This is a genomic window from Nonomuraea rubra, from assembly GCF_014207985.1.
In the GTDB taxonomy this organism is placed as follows: domain Bacteria; phylum Actinomycetota; class Actinomycetes; order Streptosporangiales; family Streptosporangiaceae; genus Nonomuraea; species Nonomuraea rubra.
On the sequence record NZ_JACHMI010000001.1, the window covers coordinates 5,720,116 to 5,740,683 of the forward strand.

A 20,568-nucleotide genomic window follows, 5' to 3' on the forward strand; every position below is an offset into this window, starting at 1 on the left:
CTAGCTCACCTCGAAACCCTGCTCGTTGCCGTACTGGATGCAGCGCTGACGCCACTGTTCGAGGACCTCGGCGAGAGAGCCCTGGCCGGTGGTGTAGAACGGGGAGGCCAGGTCGCCGTAGATCGAGCGGGCCCACTCGAAGAACGGCGGGTACTGCCAGCCACTGCCGACGATCTCCGAGGCCTCGGCCAGCACGGCACCGACCTTCTGGCCGCCGAAGTACGGGTTGGCCTTGCCCTGGAACGTCTCGTTCTCCAGCACCGACATGTTCGGCACGAAGGCGCCGGCGTCGACGCGGGTGGACAGGCCGCCGCCGTGCGCGAAGTACTCGAGGAACTTGAAGGCCGCCTCCTTGTGCTGGGCCGCGGCGGGGATGCCGAAGGAGCTGCCGCCGTTCGCGGCGCCGGTCTTGGCGCCCTGCTCCCACTGCGGCATCAGCGCGACCCGGAAGTCACCGGCGGCCTTCGGCGCGCGCTCGGGCAGCGTGGAGGTCAGCCAGCCGCCCATGGTCTGGGTGGCGAGGGTGCCGTCGTTGAGCGTCCGGTTCCAGTCGTCGGACCAGCCCGTGATCTTGGTGTTGATCAGGCCCTCGTCGAGCATCTTCTGCCAGAAGGCCACGGCCCTGGTCGTGCCGGGGTCCGTGAAGTCGATGTGCACCTTGGTGCCGTCCACCTTGAACGGACGCCCGCCGGCCTGCCAGATGAGCGAGAGCAGGAAGAAGATGTCGCCGGTGTCCTGCGCGATGTAGTAGTCGTCGCCGAGGGCGCGGATCTTCTTGGCGGCCTCGTAGTACTCGTCCCAGGTGGCCGGGGGCTTCTCGATGCCGGCCTTCTTGAGCGTGGACATGTTGTAGAACATCGCCGACGGGCCGTAGTCGGAGGGCACCGCGTAGACCTTGCCGTTGACCGTCACGTCGCTCCACGCGGCCGGGACGAAGTCCTGCTTGAGCTTGTCGACGCCGAGTTCCCCGAGGTCGGCGAGCTTGCCGGGGACGGCGAAGTACGGCACCGCGAAGTACTCGAACATGACGAGGTCGGGGACGCCCGAGCCGGCCTGGATGGCGTTGTCGAGCGCCTTGTACTCGTCCTGGGATGAGCCCGCGTTGACGACCTCGACCGTGATGTTCGGATTCGCGGCCTGGAAGCCGGCGACGGCCTTCTCGACGGTTCCGTCCCAGCTCCAGACCGTGATCTTCGCCTGCTCGGCGCCACCGCCGGTGCTGCTCCCGCCGGAGCCGCTTCCGGAGCCGCCGCCCGAGCAGGCGGTCAGCGCGAGCATCGGCGCCAGCGCCGCGGAAAGGAGCCTGAGCTTGTGGGAGAGCCGCATGGGCCTCTCCTCTCGTTCCTGAGCCGTTACGAAAATATTTCGCAACTTGTTCGGTGTTGCGAGGACATTAGGTGCCCCCTCCGCGCCGTGTCAACGGGGGAACGTAGGAGAACTCCTGGAGGGAAGCGTTCGTGGTAGGTTGCGAAATAATTTCGTAGCGAAGAGGGGAGCGGTGATGCGACGGCGAGGTCGTTCCGATCGAGCCACCTTGGCCGACGTCGCCCGGCTGGCCGGCGTCTCGCCGACGACCGCGTCGAAGGTGCTCAACGGGCGCAGCGACGTGGGCGCCAAGACGCGCGAGCTGGTGCTCGGAGTCATGGCCGAGATCGGCTACAAGCCGACGGCGGTGCGGCACGAGCAGGCGCGGGAGCGCACCCTCGTCACCGTGCTCGACATCGTGGAGTCCCGTTACGCCGGGACGGTGCTCCAGGGCATTCTCATGGCCGCGACGTCGGCGCGGGCCGAGCTCCTGCTCCGCCTGCCGCCCGGCGAGCCGATCAGCGAGAGCCGCCCGGCGGCGGGCGCCTGGATCGAGGAGCAGCAGGCGTCCGGCGTGGTCGGCCTCATCGCGCTGGCCGTCGCGGTGCCCGATTCGGTGCTCGGCGCCGCGGAGGATCTCCGGCTGCCCGTCGTGACGATCGATCCCATCGACACGACGGAGTCACGGCTGGTCAGCATCGGCTCCACCAACTGGGCGGGCGGCCGTTCGGCGACCGAGCACGTCATCAAGCTCGGCCACCGCAGGATCGGCTGGATCGGCGGGCCGCTCGGCTCCGCCCCCTCGCTGGAGCGCTTCCACGGCTACCAGGCCGCGCTCGACTCGGCCGGCATCACCCCGGACCGCGCGCTGATCCGCCACGAGGCGTTCTCCGTCGAGGCCGGGCAGCGGCACGCCCGTGATCTCCTCTCGTCCGGCGAGCGGCCGACCGCGATCGTCGCGGGCAACGACGAGATCGCCGTCGGAGTTCTCGCCGCGGCCAAGGAGCTCGGCATCCCCGTCCCGGGCGAGCTGTCGGTCACGGGGTTCGACGACACGCCGCAGACCGAGTGGACCACGCCGCGGCTCACGTCCGTCCGGCAGCCTCTCGTCGGGATGGGCCGGATGGCCGTGGAGACCGTTCTCGGCATGGCGGACGGCGTCCAGCCCGCTTCGCGGCACCTCCAGCTGGCGACGACCCTCAGCGTCCGCGACTCGACGGGCCCTGCCCCTTCGCCGTGATCACGAGGATCCGGTCATGTTTCTACCTGAAGAACGGCCGGCCGGAAAGGCCTTGTTTCCGCGTTCCACTTCGCTTACCTTTGCCGCTGCAAACGTAACCGATAACGATTGCAACTTGTGAGGCAGCATGGCCAACGGCGGTGCGCCGGTGACGATGAGTGATGTCGCACGGTTGGCGGGAGTCTCGACGGCGACCGTGTCGCGGGTGGTCAACCGGCGCTACGGCGTCAGCGCGAGCACCATCGAGCAGGTCCGCGCGGCCATCGAGCAGCTCGGCTACGAGTCGAGTCTCGTGGCCACGAGCCTGCGCAGCAGCCGGACCAACGTCCTGGGGCTGGTGACCCACAGCTTCCAGTCCTACACGGCCGAGGTGCTCAAGGGAGTCATGGACGCCCTGAGCCAGTCGGGTTTCGACCTGATCATCTACGCCAACAGCGACCTTTACGGCACCTACTCCGACGGCTGGGAGCAGCGGCACCTGGCCCGGTTGTCGGGCACGCTCACCGACGGGTGCATCGTGGTCACACCCTCGCGCGAGGTGCGCAGCGGCACCCCGGTCGTGGTCATCGATCCGGCGCGGGGCTCGGCGGTGCCGTCGGTGACGGCCGACAACTTCGCCGGCGCCACCGCGGTGGTCGAGCACCTGCTCGGCCTGGGGCATCAGCGCATCGGCTTCATCGCGGGCCGCGCCAGCCTCGAGGCCGCCTGGTCACGCGAGGAGGGCTACCGTACGGCGCTGGCCCAGGCCGGCGTGCCGATCGACCCGCGACTGATCGCGAGAGGGAGTTTCAATCCCGAGTCCGCGGCGCCGCTCGCGCGTGCGCTGCTGGACCGGCCGGACCGGCCGACCGCCATCTTCGCCGCCAGCGACGGGATGGCGTTGAAGACCCTGGAGGTCGCCAAGGGGCTGGGGCTCGACGTTCCCGGCGACCTGTCGGTGGCCGGCTTCGACAACATCCCCGAGTCGGCGCTGGCAGAGCCGGGACTGACCACCGTGGACCAGTCGATGTACCGGCTCGGGTACGAGGCCGCGCGCATGCTCAAGTCGCTGGTGCGCGGCGACTGGGACGGCCCGGGCCGGCTCGTGCTCCCGACCCGCCTGGTGGTGCGCGGCTCCACCGCCGCACCGGGCAAGTGCCCGTGATGGTGACGTCACCGTGAGGTACGGCGTCTCGTCACACCTGACGTTCGCGGCAACGAACGTCAGGAGGGCAAGCAGTCCCCGACGACGGAATGGAGGTGCGAACACCGACCACTGACGATCCACCGCATACATCCGGTCGGCCAGCCGGGCATCAACCGTGGCCGACGGTTAAGGGAGTTTTCGCATGCCATTTTTACTTTATCACGGCAGGTCACACCCCCAGAGCGGGCGCAGGCTCGCGGCGGCGATCGCCGCCGCGGTCATGGCGATCGCGGCAGTGCTGCTCGTACCACGGCCGGCGGCGGCGGACACGCCGTGGCTGACCGTCTCCGAGGACGGCTACGCCTCCTTCACCGTTCCGGTGGCCTCCGTCGAGGCCGCCGTGGGCTCCGTGTCGCAGATCGCCGTCGAGGGCAACTTCGGCCCGTCGTTCACCTGGGCGGAGTTCGGCCTGACCCGGCGGGGCGACGCCTGGTCGGGCGTCCTCGGCCCGCTCAAGCCCGGCCTGTACTCGTACCAGGTCACCGGCGATGACACCAAGGGTCTCAAGGATCCGACGAACAGCACCGTCGTGGCGTCCAAGCCGCTCTGGAGCACCTTCTTCGTGGCGGGCGACGCGGCGCGCCTGCTGGCGGACGCGCCCCAGGGCCAGGGCGGCAAGGTCGAGACCCTGACCTATGGGGCGGCCGGCAAGGCCCTGGTCTGGACGCCCCCGGGGTACACGGCCAGGAGGACCTACCCCGTGCTGTTCCTGCAGCCGGGCGACGGCGTGAGAGCCACCGACTGGCTCGACCTCGGCCGGGCCAAGCAGATCTTCGACAACCTGGCGATCCAGCGGGCCATGGAGCCGATGGTGGTCGTGATCAGCGACGGCGGCGCCGCGGGCGGCGAGGAGCTGCGGAAGGCGCTCGCCGACCGCTACCGCGTCCACCGCGACCCGGCGCACCAGGCGATCGCCGGAGTGGCCGAGGGCGGGGCGCGGGCGCTGCGCGCCGCTCTGACCCGCCCGGGCCGCTACGCCTACGCCGGGTCGTTCTCGGGTCTGCTGACGGACGTGAAGGCGGACAACCGCCAGGTCAAGCTGGTGCGCCTGTACACGGGGAACGTGACGGACCCCGCGTACAACGCGACCATCCGCCTGACGAAGGCGCTGGACCGCGCCCGTGTCGGCTACGAGTTCGACGGGGTCAACCCCGACGCCGGGGCGAACTGGAACGCCTGGCAGGAGAACCTCATCGACTTCGCGCCGCGGCTGTTCCGCAAGGTACGCGACCACGGCCCGAGCGCCGGCCACGGGCGGCTGAAGGGCGAGTTCACCCCGCCGGCACCGGGCACGACTCCGACGCCGTTCGTGACCGAGGACGGCTTCGTCACCTTCGAGACGACGACGGACTTCCAGAACGCGCAGAACGTCAAGGTCTGGGCGAACTGGGCGCCCAACGGAAGCTGGCTGCGCGTGCCGATGACCCGCGCCGGCGACCGCTGGCGCGTGACCGTGGGCCCGCTCGGGCCGTGGTTCTACTACTACCGGCTGATCGTGGACCGCACCTCGGTCAAGGACGTGTCGAACCCGACGAAGGTGACCACGGAGCCGACGTGGAGCACCTTCCTCGTCCCCGGTGAGCAGGCCCGCCTGCTCACGGACGTGCCCGCCGGCCAGGGCGGCAAGGTCGAGAGCCTGACGTACCGGAGCACCGTCGCGAACCAGGACCGGACCGCGCTGGTCTGGACCCCGCCGGGTTACGACCCGGATCGCGCGGAGCCGTATCCCGTCTTCTACCTCCAGCACGGCGGTGGCCAGAGCTACACGGACTGGGTGGAGATGGGCCGGGCCAAGCAGATCCTCGACCACCACTTCCTCGACGGGAACCTGGTGCCGATGGTGGTCGTGATGGGCAACGGCAACGTGCCCGACTTCAACAGGGAGCTCCTGGAGAACCTCGCTCCGGCGGCCCAGGACCGCTACCACGTCTCCAGCGACCCGTCGCAGCAGGCCCTGGCCGGTCTGTCGATGGGCGGCGGGCAGACGTTCGGCATGCTCAAGGCGAACCCGGGCCGGTTCGCCTACGTCGCGGCGTTCTCGGCCGGGTTCGGCAGCGGCGCCGGCGTCGACGCGCAGGCGATCAACAACGGCACCAAGCTGCTGCGCCTGTACGTCGGCGACCAGACGGACTTCGTCTACCCGTCGTTCATGACGTCCCTGAACACCCTGAACACCCTCGGTATCCGCTACGAGTTCGACGGGGTCACCCCCGGGCCGCACGGCTGGGACGTGTGGCAGAAGAACCTCATCGACCTCGCGCCGCGCCTGTTCAAGCGCTGAGCGAGATCGTCCGGGCGCGCTGTTAGCGCTCACATGAGGATCGGCACGACGGACGGGGCGCGGGCGGTGCTCACCCGTGTCCCGTCCCGGCCGATCGCCCGGTTTCCACGGCGGCGCACTTGGTGCGCCGCGATTCTCAAGGGAAATATGCGCATGAACAAGAACCGGCTTCTTGCCGCGGCGGCCGTGCTCGCCGCCGCGACCGCGCTCACGGCCTGCTCTTCTGGCGGAGGAGGAGGCGGCGCGACCGCCACGAGCGGCAGCGGCGCGAGCAACTGCACGAACACGATTCCCAAGAAGGACCTGCCGGTCGTGACGATGTGGGGCTGGTACCCCAACATGCAGCTCGTGGTCGACAACTTCAACAAGCAGAACGCCGAGGTGCAGGTCTGCTGGACCAACGTCGGCCAGGGCAGCGACGAGTACGACAAGTTCCAGACCGCCATCTCGGCCGGCACCGGCGCACCCGACGTGATCATGATCGAGATGGACCGGATCCCGACCTTCCAGATCCAGAACGCGCTCGTCGACATCAAGCAGCACGGCTTCGACGCCGTCAAGGCCGACTACAGCGAGGGCGCGTGGAAGGACGTCTCCGTCGGCGGCGCCGTCTACGGCGTGCCCGTCGACGGCGGCCCGATGGCGATGATCTACCGCAAGGACCTCTTCGAGAAGTACGACATCACGCCGCCGAAGACCTGGGCCGAGTACGAGCAGGCGGCCCAGAAGATGAAGGACGCGGGCGGCCCGGCGTTCGGCGACTTCGCCGCGAACGTGTCGGCCCTCACCATGGCGCTGCAGATCCAGAAGGGCGCGGCCCCGTTCACCTACGACCCGGCGCAGCGCAGCTCCATCGGCGTCAAGCTGAACGACCAGGCCTCCAAGGACGTGCTCGAGTACTGGGGTGGCCTGGCGAAGAAGGGGCTGGTCGGGACGCAGGACCAGTTCACCCCCGAGTACATCTCCGGAGTGATCAACGGAAAGTACGCGACGTACATCTCGGCCGCCTGGGCACCCGGCTACCTCACCGGAGCCGGCGTCGGCAAGGGCGAGGACATCGGCAAGTTCGCGGTCGCGCCGCTCCCGCAGTGGGACCCCGCCAACCCGGTGCAGGTGAACTGGGGCGGCTCCGCCTTCTCCGTGACGAGCCAGGCCAAGAACCCCGAACTCGCCGCGAAGGTGGCCTACGGCCTCTACGCCGACAAGGAGTCGCTCACCCACGGCTGGACCAACCAGATCATCTTCCCGCTGAACCTCAAGGCGCTCAACGACCCCGAGTTCGTGAACCTGAAGGTCGCCTTCTTCGACGGCCAGCAGGCGAACAAGGAGGTTTACGTCCCGGCGGCGAACGCCTACCAGGGCGTCACCTACAGCCCGTTCGGCCAGTACTACTTCGACGCCATGACGAAGCAGGTCAGCGCGCTCATCGAAGGCTCCGTCACCGGTGCGCAGGCCGCCGACCTGGTGCAGGAGGACGTGGCGAAGTACGCGAAGGAGCAGGGCTTCACCGTTCAGTGACGCGCGGGGTGGGCCGCCGTCCACCGGCCGGCCCACCCGCGATCCCCCCAGCATCGACCCCGGAGTCCAGGTTGACCCTCATGATCGAAAAAGGCGCGCAGAGCGCCCGAGACAAGCCCACGACGCGCGGCAAGGTGCGCCTGCGCGAGCACGTGATGGGATGGTTCTTCGTCGGGCCGTTCGGGATCGTGTTCCTCGCCCTGCTCATCGCGCCGCTCGCGTACGCGCTGTACCTCAGCCTCTTCCAGAAGAAGCTGATCGGCGGCACCAGTTTCGTCTTCCTCGACAACTATGTGAAAGCGTTCACCGACCCGAGTTTCCTTTCCGGGTCATGGTTCGTCATCCGCTTCTCGCTGGTCTCGATCCCGCTGCAGATCATCATCGCGCTCGCGATGGCCCTGATCCTGGACGCCGTGACCTCCCTGTTCGCCCGCTTCTCCCGCCTCATGATCTTCCTGCCGTACGCGATTCCCACCGTCATCGGGGCCGTCATGTGGGGATTTCTCTACAGCAGGAGCTTCGGGCCGCTCTCCGACCTGTTCAGCCTGTTCGGTGCCACTCCGCCCGACTTCCTCGGCAGCAGCCTGATCTTCTACGGCCTGGTCAACATCGTCACCTGGCAATGGGCCGGCTACTACATGATCATCCTGTACGCGGCGCTGCAGGGCATCGACCCCGCGCTCTACGAGGCGGCCCGCATGGACGGCGCAGGCAAGTGGCAGATCGCGCTCCGCATCAAGATCCCGCTGATCGCCCCCGCGCTGCTGCTGATCCTGGTCTTCTCGCTCATCGGCACCCTGCAGTTCTTCAACGAGCCGCAGATCCTGCGCTCCCTCGCGGCCGGCACGATCGGACCGGACTTCACCCCCAACATGTACGCGTACCAGCAGGCGTTCGCCCTGGCGAACTTCAACTACGGATCAGCGATCTCCTTCGCTCTCGGCGGGATCGTCTTCGTCGGCGTCTACGCCTTCCTGTTCTTCACCCGCAAGCGGAGGAGCTTCCTGTGACGAGTGCCCGCTCCCGCGCCGGCGTCCGCCGCCGGCCGCAACGCCACCTGCCTCTGCAGGTGCTGCTCGGTTTCCTGGTCGTGTACTTCCTCGTGCCGTTCTGGTGGGTCATCGTCAACAGCTCCAAGGACGCCCCCGGCCTGTTCGGCGGCGGCAACACCCTGTGGTTCGCCGACCGCATCGACTACCTCGGCAACCTCCAGCAGCTGTTCACCTACGACAACGGCATTTACGGCAGGTGGATACTCAACTCCACGCTGTACGCGTTCGCGGGCGGGATCGGCGCCACCATCCTGTCCGTCATGGCCGGATACGGGTTCGCCAAGTACCGATTCGCCGCCCGGCGCTTCAGCTTCGCGCTCGTGCTCGGCGCGCTGATGGTGCCCGCGACGGCCCTGGTCATCCCCACCTTCGTGATGTTCTCCGAGTTCGGCCTGACCAACACGATCTGGGCGGTGATCCTGCCCTCCCTGCTCAACCCGTTCGGCGTCTACCTGATGCACGTCTACGCGCGCGACGCCGTCCCCGACGAGATCCTGGACGCGGCGCGAGCCGACGGCGCCGGCGAGATACGGACGTTTCTCCAGGTCGCCTTTCCGCTGATGCGGCCCGCGGTGGTGACGGTGCTGCTGTTGTCCGCCGTGGCCTCCTGGAACAACTACTTCCTGCCGCTCGCGATGCTGTCCGACAACCGGCTCTTCCCCGTCACCGTCGGGCTCGGCCTCTGGCAGGGCATCGCCTCGGCCAACAACGCGGGCAGCACCTCCCTCTGGAGCCTCATCATCCTGGGCGCGCTCGTGTCGGTCGTTCCGCTCGTCATCGCGTTCTTCAGCCTCCAGCGACACTGGCGAGGCGGGTTGTCCGTCGGCGGCCTGAGGTAGCCGGGACGCCGGCCGACGGGGTTGTCGCCTTCGAGTTCGACACGCTGGGGAGCCGCACCCGTCCGCTCCGGAAGGGTGCGGCTCGCCCCACCAGGCGCCGGGGGATCAGCCGGTGGAGGTCACGTGGTGCTCACGTCGTGCTCGGGTTGTAGGTCCACTTCTGGTTGCTGCCGCCCCAGCAGCTGTAGAGCTGCAGCCCCGTGCCGTTGCCGGTGCCGCCGCCGACGGCGTCCAGGCACAGCCCGGACTGCACGCCCACGATCGTGCCGTCGGAGTTGACGCGCCACTTCTGGTTGTCGCCGCCCCAGCAGGAGTAGATCTGGATCCTGGCACCGTTGCCTGAGCCCCCGGCATCCAGGCACTTGTTGCCGTACACCCGCAGCTCCCCTGCCGAGGTCTGCGCCCACTGCTGGTTGGACTGGCCGTTGCAGTCCCACAGCTGCACCGCGGTGCCGTCCGCGGTGCCGGCGCTGGGCACGTCCACGCAGCGGCCGGAGGCCGTGCTCCTGATCTGGCCCGCGTCGCCGCCGGGCGTCGGCGTCGTGGTGCCGCCGTTGAGCGCGTTGAGCACGGCGGTGTAGGCGGCCTTCTTGTTGCCGTTGCCGTCGAAGAGCAGCGCGGAGGCGCCCGAGCCGAGCCAGGAGTCGGTGTCGCGGACGCCCCAGACGGAGATGCCGGTGCAGCGCGGCACCGCCAGGCAGTCGTTGACGACGTTGGCGTACGTGGTGGCCGAGCCGCCCTGGATGTCCAGCTCGGTGATCTGCACATCGACCCCCAGCGCGGCGAAGCTCTGGATGGTCGTGCGGTAGTTGCTGTTGTAGGGGCTGTTGCTGTTGAAGTGCGACTGCAGGCCGACGCAGTCGATCGGCACGCCGCGGGCCTTGAAGTCCCTGACCATGTTGTAGACGCCCTGCGTCTTGGCCCAGGTCCAGTTGTCGATGTTGTAGTCGTTGTAGCAGAGCTTGGCGGCCGGGTCGGCGGCGCGCGCGGTGCGGAAGGCCACCTCGATCCAGTCGTTGCCGGTGCGCTGGAGGTTGGAGTCGCGCCGGCCGCCGGAGTTGCCGTCGGCGTAGGCCTCGTTGACCACGTCCCAGGCGTAGATCTTGCCCTTGTAGTGGCCCATGACGCCGTTGATGTGGTTGATCATCGCCTGGCGCAGCGTGCTGCCCGACAGTTGCTGCATCCAGCCGGGCTGCTGGTTGTGCCAGGCCAGGGTGTGCCCGCGCACCCGCTTGCCGTTCTGCACGGCCCAGTTGTAGACCCGGTCCCCGGCGGTGAAGTTGAACTGCCCCCGGTTGGGCTCGGTGGCGTCGATCTTCATCTCGTTCTCGGCCGTCACCATGTCGAACTCGCGGGCGGCGATCGTCGTGTAGGCGGAGTCGCCGAGCTTGCCCGAGGCGATGGCGGTGCCGAAGTAGCGGCCGCTCTGCGCGGCCGCCGCGCCGAGCGTGCTCGCCGCGGCGTCGGCGGGAATCGCCGTCGCCAGTGCCGTGACCAGGCCGAGTGCGCCGAGCGCGCCGGCGATCAGCGCCCGGCGGCGGGCGGTGGGTGGGGACATGGCGTTGACACGCATGCTTGAGCCTCCATAGGCGAGTCATGGGACGGTGGAGCAGATCACCTCGGGCACTGAGTGTGGGAAGCTCCCCGAAAACTGTCAAGGATGTAGTGAAAACTTTCGAGAGTCCCAGCCGCGGCCATGCCGCCTTGTGCTGGCGTAACGAGGGAATCACCGCTCTTGAAACTTTCGGCGAGTGACGCCGGGGATGTGGCTTGAATGAAAGTTTCACGGCGACGCTCTCGCCGGTCACCCCGGAAAAGGCTCGAAAACCCGAGGTGAATGCGCTCGGCTGCCGGCCCTTCCGGCTGGTCGCAAGCTAAGGCGCTCTTGACAGTACGTTTCCGCCTCGTATTTGCTCCGTCCCGCCACCACCTCCACCCCGGCCCGGGGAAGGGTTCGACCATCCGGCGCCTTGTTAGCGCTAACAGCGGAGAGGCGGAACCATAAAGCGAAGCCAAGCGCGGAGAAGGTACACAGGCGTCGCAGCCGCCCTGGCGGCTCTGATCACGGCGGTGGCCACCGTGGTGTCCGTGTTCCTGACGGCCGCACCGCAGGCGTCGGCGGCGGTACTGACCGAGGTGACGAGCTTCGGGGCCAATCCCGGCGGCCTGCGGATGTACCTGTACGTCCCCGACAGGCCGGCGTCCCGGCCGGGCGTCCTGGTCGCCATGCACGGCTGCAACGGCTGGGCCACGGCCTTCCACCAGGGCACCGAGTTCGCCTCGCTGGCCGACCGGCACGGCTTCGTCGTCATCTACCCGCAGGCCAACAAGAGCGCCAACGGCATGTCCAACTGCTTCGACGTGTGGTCGGACGAAGCCCTGCGGCACGGCGGCGGCAGCGACCCGGGGTCGATCGTCTCCATGGTGAATCACGTGCTGCAACGCTTCAACGGCGACCCGCAGCGCGTGTACGCCACCGGCTTCTCCTCCGGCGCGATGCAGACTCTCAACCTGCTCGCCACCTACCCGGACGTGTTCAAGGCCGGGGCGCCGTTCGCCGGGGTCCCGTACGGTTGCCTCGGCCCCGCCGGGTGCGGGGACAAGACGCCGCGGCAGTGGGGTGACCTGGCCAGGAACGCCTACCCCGGCTACACCGGGCCCCGCCCGCGCGTGATGGCCTGGCACGGCACCGCCGACTCCGTGCTGCCGTACACGATGCTGCAGGAGGAGGTCGATCAGTGGACCGACGTGCACGGGCTGAGCCAGACCCCGGCCTCCACGGACAGCCCGCAGGCGGGCTGGACCCGGCGGGTCTTCGGCTCGGGCCAGGTCGAGGCGTACACCATCACCGGCGCCGGCCACGACCTGCCGCGCACCGGGATGGCCGCGTACGCGATCCGCTTCTTCGGCCTGGACGGCGGCTCGCCCACCACGACCCCGACATCATCTGCCGGGCAGATCAGGGGAGCCGGCTCCGGGCGCTGCCTGGACGTGCCCGGCGCCGCCACCGCCGACGGCACGCAGGTGCAGTTGTGGGACTGCAACGGGCGCGGCAACCAGCAGTGGGCCACCACCCCGGCCGGCGAGCTCAGGGTCTACGGCGGCACCTGCCTCGACGCGGCCGGCACCGGCGCCGGCGCCAGGATCCAGATCTACTCCTGCTGGGGTGGCGACAACCAGAAATGGCGGCTGAACTCCGACGGCACCATCACCGGGGTGCAGTCGGGCTTGTGCCTGGACGCCGTGGGCCAGGGCACCGCCAACGGCACCCGGCTCCAGCTCTACACCTGCCACGGCGGCGCCAACCAGCGCTGGACCGTCACCTGAAGCCGGAACCTGCCGATGGACGAGCAGCCTCCCGTGATCCTCTACCTGCCCGCGACGATCGGGATCCTGGCCGCCATCGGCGGGATCAGGCTCACCGCCATGGCGTCGCAGCGCCTCGGCGAGCGCTTCGACCCGCATGAAGCGGCGTCGTTCACCGGGTTCACGGCCGGCGGCAGGTCTTCGCCTGGGACGACCTCGCGGTGGCAGGGTGCGTCGAGGACGACAGCGTACGGTGGGGGCCCGGCTCGTGGCGAGCGGGGAGGGAGTGCGGGTCATCGGCACGGCCTACCCGTGGCCGCGGGTACGGGACGGCGATCCGATGCGCCCGCGATCGCGGGCGCCCGCGCTACGTGGCCGGTGAGGATGCGCGGCTGGTGCCGGTGGCCGAGCACGAGCACCGGTACGCGGGCGGCCCCGGCGAGGCACGCACACGGTGCTGATCGGGCTGGGGTTCTGATCAGCACCGGTGGCGGGCCTCGCCGCCCGGGTCAGCGGGCGAGCAGGCGGCGGTATTCGGCGGAGCGGGACAGCAGGTCGTGGTGATGGCCGATGTCCACCACCCGGCCCGCGTTCAGCAGGACGACCGTGTCGGCGGAGCGCAGGGTGGAGGGGCGGTGGGCGACGACGAGGGTGGTGTGCTCGCCCCTGGCCGCGCGTAGTGCCTGGTCGAGGGCGGCCTCGCTCTCGGCGTCCAGGTTGGAGACGGCCTCGTCCAGGACGAGGATCGGGGCGTGGGTGAGCAGGGCGCGGGCGATGGCCAGGCGCTGGCGCTGCCCGCCCGACAGGTGCGCGCCGCGCTCGCCGACCAGGGTGTCGTAGCCGTCGGGCAGGGCGGCGATGAAGTCGTGCGCGCAGGCGGTGCGGGCGGCCTGCTCCACCTCGGCGTCGGTGGCGTCGGGGCGGGCCAGGCGGAGGTTGTCGCGGACGCTCATGGCGAACAGGTACGTGTCCTGCGGCACCGCCACCACGGTCGAGCGGAGTTGGTCGAAGGGCAGGTCGCGCAGGTCGTGGCCGCCGATGCGTACGGTGCCCGCCGAGGTGTCCCAGTGGCGCAGCAGCAGCGAGGCGCAGGTGCTCTTGCCCGCGCCGGAGTGCCCGGCCAGCGCCACCGTGGTCCCGGCCGGGACGGTGAAGGAGACGTCGCGCACGGCCTCGGGCAGGCCGTCGCCGTAGCGGAAGGTGACGTGGTCGAACGCCACCTCGGGCTCGATCCGTCCGGCCGGCCCGGTGGCCTGTTCGGTGACGTCCGGGACGGCGTCGAGGATGCGCAGCAGGCGCGCGGCGGCGGCGCGGATCGTGGACAGGTCCCGCCAGGTGTCGACCAGGGACATCAGCGGCAGGAAGGCGAACGCGCCGAGCACGGCGACGATCACCACCTGGCCGGCGGCCAGGGAGCCCGCGTCGACCAGGAGCAGCGCCACCAGAAGGGCCGCGATCAGCCCGGCCGCGGCGATGGCGTCGCCCGCGGCCTTCTCCACGCCGCCGCGGGACCGGTGGGCCCGCGAGGTCACGTTCAGGCGTTCGGTCGCGGCGCCGAGCCGGGCCGCCTGGTGCTCCTGGCGGCCGAAGACGAGCGTCTCCGACAGGCCCTGGACGGCGTCCACGGTCTCCGCCGTGGCCTCGCCCGCCGCCTCCCGCATCCGTCCGGCCTGCACCGCCGAGCGCCGCCGCAGCCAGAACGGCACCGTGGCCATGGCCACGACGGCGGGCAGCAGCGCCGCACCGACCAGCGGGTGCAGCCAGAACGCGGCCACCAGGCAGGCGGGCGGCACGGAGGCGGCCACGACCAGCGGGGTGAGGCTGTGGGCGAAGAACAGCTCGAGGATCTCCACGTCGGCCATCGCGGTCGCGCCGAGGTCACCGGAGCGGCGGCGCAGCAGGTAGCCGGGGGTCAGCGCGGCCAGCTTGCGGTAGCAGCGGTCGCGCAGCTCGGCCAGGACGCGGAAGGCCAGGTCGTGCGCGATGTACGACTCCGCCCACGAGGCCAGCACCTTCGGCAGCACCAGCACGGCGAGCACGATGAGGCCGGGCAGCAGGTCGGCGGGGGCATCGCCGTTCAGCGCCCGGCCGACGAGGGACGCGCCGAGCAGCGCCGCCGCGAGCGCGAGCCCCTGGTCGAGCAGCCCGCAGACGATGGCGGCGGCGAGCCGGGCCCGCTCTGGACGCAGCAGCGTGAGCAGCGCACCACGCCGGACCCCGCCGCCCCCCTCGCTGGTCGCGATCTCCGGATGCGCGGAGGCGTGGTCGTGGGTGGCGGTCATGCCGCTCCTTCCTGCTGGCGGGCGATCAGGCGGGCGTAGGCGCCGCCGGTGGCGAGCAGCGCGGCGGGGGCGGCCGCCTCGGCCACCCGGCCTTCGTCCAGGACGACGACGTGGTCGGCGTCGGCGACGGTGGACAACCGGTGGGCGATCAGCAGCACCGTGCGGCCCGCGCGTACGCGCTCCAGCGCCTCGACGACGGCGCGCTCGGCGGCGATGTCCACGCTGGAGGTGGCCTCGTCCAGGATGAGCAGCGGCGCGTCGGCCAGCAGCGCGCGGGCGATGGCCAGCCGCTGGCGCTGCCCGCCGGACAGCCGCAGCCCCCGCTCGCCGATCACGGTGTCGTAGCCGTCGGGCAGCTCGGCGATGAACTCGTGCGCGTGCGCGGCCCTGGCCGCCTGCTCGATCTCGGTACGGCTCGCCCCGGCCCGCCCGTAGGCGATGTTCCCGGCGACCGTGCCGTGGAACAGGTACACCTCCTGCGACACCACGGCCACCTGCGACCGCAGCGCGGCGAGTGAGACGTCCCGCAGGTCCGCCCCGTCGAACAGCACCCTGCCGCCGGTCGGGTCGGCGTGCCGCAGCAGCAGCCGGATCAGCGTGCTCTTGCCCGCTCCCGACGGCCCGACCACCGCGGTGGTACGGCCCGCGGCCAGCCGCAGCGAGACCCCGTCCAGGGCGGGGCGTTCCCGGCCCGGGTAGGTGAAGGTGACGTCCTCGAAGACGACCTCCGGCGGCGTGCCCGGCAGGCTCGCCGTGCCGGTGTCGGGGACCGGCGGGCGGGCGGCGAGCAGCTCGGCGATGCCGTGCGCGGCGGGCAGCGCGCCCTGGCCGGCGTGGAAGGCCGCCATCAGCTCGGTCACCGGCCGGAACGCCTCCCGCGACAGCAGCAGCACCGCGAACACCGCCGTCAGCGACAGCGCGCCCGAGGCGTACTGCCAGGCGCCGAGCCCGACGGCGGCGGCCGTGCCGAGCGCGGCGAAGAACCCGACGAAGCCCGCCGAGACGGTGGAGACGAACGTGAACCGCAGCGAGTCCCGGTAGAACGCCCACGCCTTGGCCGACAGCCCCGCACCGAACCGCTCGTCGGCGCCGACCGCCTTCAGCGTGGGCAGCCCCTGCACCGCGTCCAGGTAGTCGGCGCTCAGCCCCTTCCACCCCTTGAAGAACGCGGTCAGGCCATCCCGCATCCGGCGGCGCATCAGCCGCGGCGCGGCGGCGGCCAGCACGGCCGTGACGGCGACGAGCACGGCGACGGCGGGGTCGATCCAGGCCAGCACCGCCACGATGCCGACCCCGCCGAGCACCGAGATGAGCACCTGCGGCAGGAACACCCCGACATACCGGTCGATCGCCTCCACGCTGTCCACCAGGGTGGTCAGCACGCCGCCCGTACGCACCTCGGCGACGTAGCCGGGGCCGAGCGTGAGCAGGTGCCGGTAGAGCCGGTCCCGCAGGGCCGCCTTCACCTCCTCCGCACCCCTGGCCGCCGCCACCTCGCGGCCCCACACCAGCACGGCCCGCACCGCGACCAGCGCCAGGGCCGCGCAGCAGGCCAGGACCGCGGCCGTGAGCTCGCCGCGCAGGCCCTGCGCCACGGCCGCGGTCAGCAGCAGGCTCTGCCCGGCGTAGGTGGCCGACACCAGCACCCCCGCCAGCACGGCGATCGCCAGCCAGCCGCGCCCCGGACGGATCAGACCCAGCAGGGTCCGGTTCACCATGTCAACTCCTCAACGCGTACCGGCCGCGACGACCTGGGCCCGGGGGAGGGCGTGGCCGGCAAGCGCCCCACGTCCTTATTGCACACAGTTTGCAACAGCATAGTGCTTGCAAGCATGACGGTTCGTGGGCAGGGTGACAAGAGCCTTCAGCAGCCGTGACCGCTCTCTCGCCAGCCGCGGTCCGGCGCGCTCACCACGTCACCCGTAGCGCGTTGAGCCCGAACACGACGCTGAAGACCCGGAAGTCCACCCGCTCGTACGGGTCCGCCAGGGCGAGCCCGGGGAACCGCCGGAGCAGGAGGGAGAAGGCGATGCGCAGCTCCATCCGGGCCAGCGGCGCCCCGAGACAGTGGTGCACGCCGTGACCGAACGCGACATGACCGGCGGGCTCCCGGGTGACGTCGAGCCGGTCCGGGTCGGCGGCGAACGCGGGGTCGCGGTTGGCGGCGGGCAGCGAGCAGATCACCAGCGCTCCCGCGGGGATGACCTGCCCGGCGACCTCCACCTCGGCCGTGGTGGTGCGGGGCGGAGGCGACTGGGAGATGGACAGCCACCGCAGCAGCTCCTCGACGGCGGGCTCGATCCGCGCCGGGTCCTCGCGGATCATCGCGAGCTGGTCCGGGTGCCGGAGCAGGGCCAGGGTGCCCAGGCCGAGCATGTTCGAGGTGGTCTCGTGCCCGGCCAGCAGCAGCTGCCCGGCGACGCCGACGAGCTCGTCGGCGCCGAGCTCGTCGCCGTCCTCGCGTACGAGCGTGCCCAGCAGGTCCTCACCCCGATCGGCCCGCGCGCGGGCAACCAGATCGGCCAGGTACGCGCGCTCCTCCCGCCGCACCGCGGCCAGCTCCTCCGCCGGCAAGGACGTGTCGAGCAGGCGCGTGGCACGGTCCTGGAACGCGGCGCGGTCGGCCCGCGGCACACCCAGCAGCTCGCAGATCACCAGGGACGGCACCGGCAGCGCGAAGTGCGCCACCAGATCGGCCGGCCTGCCCGCCCGTTCCAGATCGTCCAGCGCTGACTGGACGATCTCGGTGATCCGCGGTTCGAGCCGGCGCATCCGGCGCGCCGTGAACTCCGGAGTCAGCATCCGGCGCAGCCGGGTGTGCTCCGGCGGGTCCAGCCCGATCAGCTGCCCGGCGCGCATCCTCGCCGCTTCGCCGGGATCGAGCGCGCCGGCTCCGCGGAGCGGGGTCAGCGCGCTGCTGAACCGGACCGGATCCGTCAGCACCCGGCGGACGTCCGCGTGGCGGCAGACCAGGTACCCGGGCAGCCCCCACGGCGTCTCCACCCGGACCACGCCCTCGCCGTCGCGGGCCCGGGCCAGCTCCTCCGCCGGGTCGAGCCCGTTCCGCCGCAGCTGCAGCGGCGGCTCGTTCGCTTGCGTCATCGTCCGTCCACCCGTCCTGTGCCGTGTGAACGCCTGGCTAGGCGTTCGGTCCCTTGAACACACCGAGCTGCCGCATCTGCGACATGACATCGACGACCGCCCAGGTCTCGGCGACCCGCCCGTCCGTGAAACGGGCGATGATGACCTCCTTGTACGTGATGGACCTGCCGGTCGGCGGGATGCCCATGTACTCGCCCCGGTGCGTCCCGGTGACCGTGTTCCTGGTGACGACCCTGTCCCCTTCAGCGATCACGTCCTCGATCTGGATGCGGAGGTCGGGGAAGGCCCGGCGCAGCACCGCGAGCACCTCCTTCATCGCCGCGGTCCCCGTCACCTCGAGCGGCAGCGGCGTGCCGACCTGCACGTCCGGATGGACGATCTCGTCGATCGTCCTGGAGATGATCTCTTCGTCGCCGCTGCTGACGGCGGCGTGGAAGCGGCGGAGTGTCTCCTTGTTGTGTTCCGCCGTGGTGATGATCGGCATGTGGTGTCTCCTGGGTTCATAGGGATGTTCGGGGGTTACAGGTCCAGGGCGGCGTAGGGGCCGAACCGGCCCCAGCCGGCGAGCGCGGCCAGCGCGAAGAGGACGACGGTGACCAGCAGCCCGGACGGCTCCCCGCGGCGGAGATGCACGGCAGCCGCCATGATCATCATCACCGCCAGGCCGGCCGCGGCGATCGGCGTCAGCACGGGCACGATCCCCGTGGCAGCGGGCACGATCAGCCCGGCCGCACCCAGCACCTCCAGCACGCCGATGCTCCGCAGCGTGCCCTGGGAGTACGTCTCCATCCACGAGTACCTGCCGGCCAGCTCGCCCTTCGGCCGGGTGAGCTTCGCCAGGCCCGACGCGGCGAACGAGGCGGCCAGGACCGCCTGCACGATCCACAGGAACACGTTCATCGAGGTGCCCCACCCTTGGAGGCCGGGGTCGAAGCGGCGGCGCGGGAGCCGGAAAAGTTGTCGCTCATATCCAGGCGACGAACGGGCGGCCTCCCGGGGGACACCTCGGAGCCGGGAACGCGGAACGGTCCGAGCCGGGGGCCGCCCGGCTCAGTCGTTCACGCGGTGGGGCGGGAGGCGTAGGGGAGCAGGGCCATCTCGCGGGCGGTCTTGATGGCCCGGGCGATCTGGCGCTGCTGCTGGACGGTGACGCCGGTGACGCGGCGGCTGCGGATCTTGCCCCGGTCGGAGATGAACTTGCGCAGCAGGGCGGTGTCCTTGTAGTCGACGCGGTCGGCGTTCAGCAGCGGGTTGGGCTTCTTGCGCGGGGCGCGGCGGGGCTTCATGCGTTCTCCTTGATGGCGAGGATGGGGGCGAACGGGTCGTCGTAGCGGGCCCAGGCGTCCGGGCCGGCCGCTTCCTCCTGCTCGGTGAGCAGGCAGGAGCCGAGCAGGGCGTGGAAGCGGGCGGGGTCGAGGTCGGGGCCGGTGAAGACCAGGTGCTGGACGCGGTCGCCGTACGGGTCGGCCCAGTCGAGGGAGGCGGTCAGGCGGCGGGCCGGGGAGACCAGGTCCCAGGCGGCTTCCGGCAGGGCGGCCAGCCAGGGGCCGGCGTCCTCGGCCGAGACGATGCCGGCGACGGCGTCCCAGGCGAGGAGCTGCCCGGGGCGGGTGGCCAGCCAGAACCGGCCGCGGGAGCGCACCGACTCGGTGACCAGCTCGTCCACGGCCTCGAAGAGCCGGGCAGGGTGCAGGGGGCGGCGGCTGCGCCAGACCGTGGTGACGATCTCGTCGGTGCGCGCGTCGCAGGGGAGCTGGGCGGTGGAAGGGTCCACGCGTTCGGCCAGCTCGGCGGTGCACAGGGCGGCGCCGGTGACCGGGGGGAGAGCGTCGGTGGTGTGGACCGGGGTGATGGGGGCGAGGTGGGCGAGGACGGCGCGGGACAGCTCCCGATCGTCGTCGTCGCCGCCGTGCAGGACCAGGCCGGTGGGGTATTCGAGCTGCCGGGCCAGTACCTCGGCGAGGTAGCGCCGGTCGCCGTTCGCGGCGGGCCTGCCGACCTCGGCGAGGCGTTCGCCGCGGGTGATGTCGTCCGGCATGGCGGCGGCGTCCAGGGCCGTGAGCACGGCGGTGAGCCGCAGGAGGTCCCGGGCCTCCGCGCAGTCGACGGCCTCGGCGACCGAACGCGGCTCGACCGCGTCCCACAGGTCCACGATCAGCAGCGTCGCGCCGGGTGCCAGCAGGACGAGCTGGGGGAGCAGGTCCTCGCGGACGGTGCAGGTGACGCAGCCGTGGGCCAGGCGCACGTCGGCGGTGTCCAGCACGTGATCGGCGTCACGGACGGTCCGCCGGACGAGGCCGCGGGTGACCTCGCCGAGGTCGTGGTGGACGGCGATCGAGCCCGGGTGCTCGGCCAGGAGCCGTTCGACGGTGGTGGTGCGGGCCGTGGCGTGCAGGCCCGCGACGAGGACGACGGGGGTGGCCAACGAACCTCCAGGTGTTGAGATGATAATCGTTT

Annotated in this window: 16 protein-coding genes; 7 read left to right on the forward strand and 9 right to left on the reverse strand. The window is 70.8% G+C overall.

Features of this window, described 5'->3' with window-relative positions; genetic code table 11:
- Window positions 1-1,326, reverse strand: coding sequence for an ABC transporter substrate-binding protein (locus HD593_RS25890; RefSeq protein ID WP_185104685.1), 1,326 nt, complete (start codon window positions 1,324-1,326; stop codon window positions 1-3).
- A gap of 208 nt (window positions 1,327-1,534) precedes the next feature.
- On the opposite strand from HD593_RS25890, the gene HD593_RS25895 reads away from it, so the two are divergent.
- The 6 genes from HD593_RS25895 (at window position 1,535) to HD593_RS25920 (ending at window position 9,421) form a co-directional block, all read left to right on the forward strand.
- Window positions 1,535-2,545, forward strand: coding sequence for a LacI family DNA-binding transcriptional regulator (locus HD593_RS25895; protein ID WP_246546722.1), 1,011 nt, complete (start codon window positions 1,535-1,537; stop codon window positions 2,543-2,545).
- A 154-nt stretch (window positions 2,546-2,699) separates the two neighbouring features.
- A complete protein-coding gene (locus tag HD593_RS25900; RefSeq protein ID WP_185104687.1) occupies window positions 2,700-3,689 on the forward strand; it encodes a LacI family DNA-binding transcriptional regulator in 990 nt (329 codons plus the stop codon).
- Window positions 3,690-3,873: 184 nt separating this feature from the next.
- On the forward strand, window positions 3,874-6,012 hold the full coding sequence (locus HD593_RS25905) for an alpha/beta hydrolase (protein WP_185104688.1): 2,139 nt from the start codon (window positions 3,874-3,876) through the stop codon (window positions 6,010-6,012).
- 153 nt (window positions 6,013-6,165) lie between these two features.
- Complete coding sequence (locus HD593_RS25910; protein ID WP_185104689.1) at window positions 6,166-7,530, forward strand: ABC transporter substrate-binding protein; 1,365 nt, start codon at window positions 6,166-6,168, stop codon at window positions 7,528-7,530.
- An 80-nt stretch (window positions 7,531-7,610) separates the two neighbouring features.
- A complete protein-coding gene (locus HD593_RS25915) occupies window positions 7,611-8,540 on the forward strand; it encodes a carbohydrate ABC transporter permease (RefSeq protein WP_185104690.1) in 930 nt (309 codons plus the stop codon).
- Entirely contained in the window at window positions 8,537-9,421 is an 885-nt protein-coding gene (locus tag HD593_RS25920) for a carbohydrate ABC transporter permease (protein ID WP_185104691.1), read from the forward strand. Before HD593_RS25915 ends, HD593_RS25920 begins: the two co-directional genes overlap by 4 nt.
- 130 nt (window positions 9,422-9,551) lie before the next feature.
- Here HD593_RS25920 and HD593_RS25925 read toward each other — a convergent pair whose 3' ends face one another.
- Complete coding sequence (locus HD593_RS25925) at window positions 9,552-10,994, reverse strand: endo-1,4-beta-xylanase (protein ID WP_185104692.1); 1,443 nt, start codon at window positions 10,992-10,994, stop codon at window positions 9,552-9,554.
- 497 nt (window positions 10,995-11,491) lie between these two features.
- Between HD593_RS25925 and HD593_RS25930 the strand changes: the two genes are divergently transcribed.
- A complete protein-coding gene (locus HD593_RS25930; RefSeq protein WP_379478742.1) occupies window positions 11,492-12,748 on the forward strand; it encodes an extracellular catalytic domain type 1 short-chain-length polyhydroxyalkanoate depolymerase in 1,257 nt (418 codons plus the stop codon).
- A 488-nt stretch (window positions 12,749-13,236) separates the two neighbouring features.
- On the opposite strand, the gene HD593_RS25935 is transcribed toward HD593_RS25930, so the two are convergent.
- The 7 genes from HD593_RS25935 to HD593_RS25965 all read right to left on the reverse strand — a co-directional run bounded on the left by HD593_RS25935 (window position 13,237) and on the right by HD593_RS25965 (window position 20,536).
- Window positions 13,237-15,009 carry an ABC transporter ATP-binding protein gene (locus tag HD593_RS25935; protein WP_185104693.1) on the reverse strand — a complete coding sequence of 591 codons (1,773 nt, stop codon included), beginning with the start codon at window positions 15,007-15,009 and terminating at the stop codon, window positions 13,237-13,239.
- Entirely contained in the window at window positions 15,006-16,727 is a 1,722-nt protein-coding gene (locus HD593_RS25940) for an ABC transporter ATP-binding protein (RefSeq protein ID WP_185104694.1), read from the reverse strand. Before HD593_RS25940 ends, HD593_RS25935 begins: the two co-directional genes overlap by 4 nt.
- Before the next feature lie 190 nt (window positions 16,728-16,917).
- The gene (locus HD593_RS25945) at window positions 16,918-18,111 is read right to left on the reverse strand and encodes a cytochrome P450 (RefSeq protein ID WP_185104695.1); all 1,194 of its coding nucleotides are present in this window, start codon (window positions 18,109-18,111) and stop codon (window positions 16,918-16,920) included.
- A 37-nt stretch (window positions 18,112-18,148) separates the two neighbouring features.
- Window positions 18,149-18,595, reverse strand: coding sequence for an ester cyclase (locus HD593_RS25950; RefSeq protein WP_185104696.1), 447 nt, complete (start codon window positions 18,593-18,595; stop codon window positions 18,149-18,151).
- Between the two features lie 35 nt (window positions 18,596-18,630).
- Window positions 18,631-19,011 (reverse strand): DoxX family protein, encoded by a 381-nt coding sequence (locus tag HD593_RS25955; protein WP_185104697.1) that lies wholly within the window; start codon window positions 19,009-19,011, stop codon window positions 18,631-18,633.
- 158 nt (window positions 19,012-19,169) lie between these two features.
- Window positions 19,170-19,397, reverse strand: coding sequence for a 30S ribosomal protein S18 (gene rpsR / locus HD593_RS25960; RefSeq protein ID WP_185104698.1), 228 nt, complete (start codon window positions 19,395-19,397; stop codon window positions 19,170-19,172).
- On the reverse strand, window positions 19,394-20,536 hold the full coding sequence (locus HD593_RS25965; RefSeq protein ID WP_221524960.1) for a CobW family GTP-binding protein: 1,143 nt from the start codon (window positions 20,534-20,536) through the stop codon (window positions 19,394-19,396). Before HD593_RS25965 ends, rpsR begins: the two co-directional genes overlap by 4 nt.
- Between the last annotated feature and the right edge of the window lie 32 nt (window positions 20,537-20,568).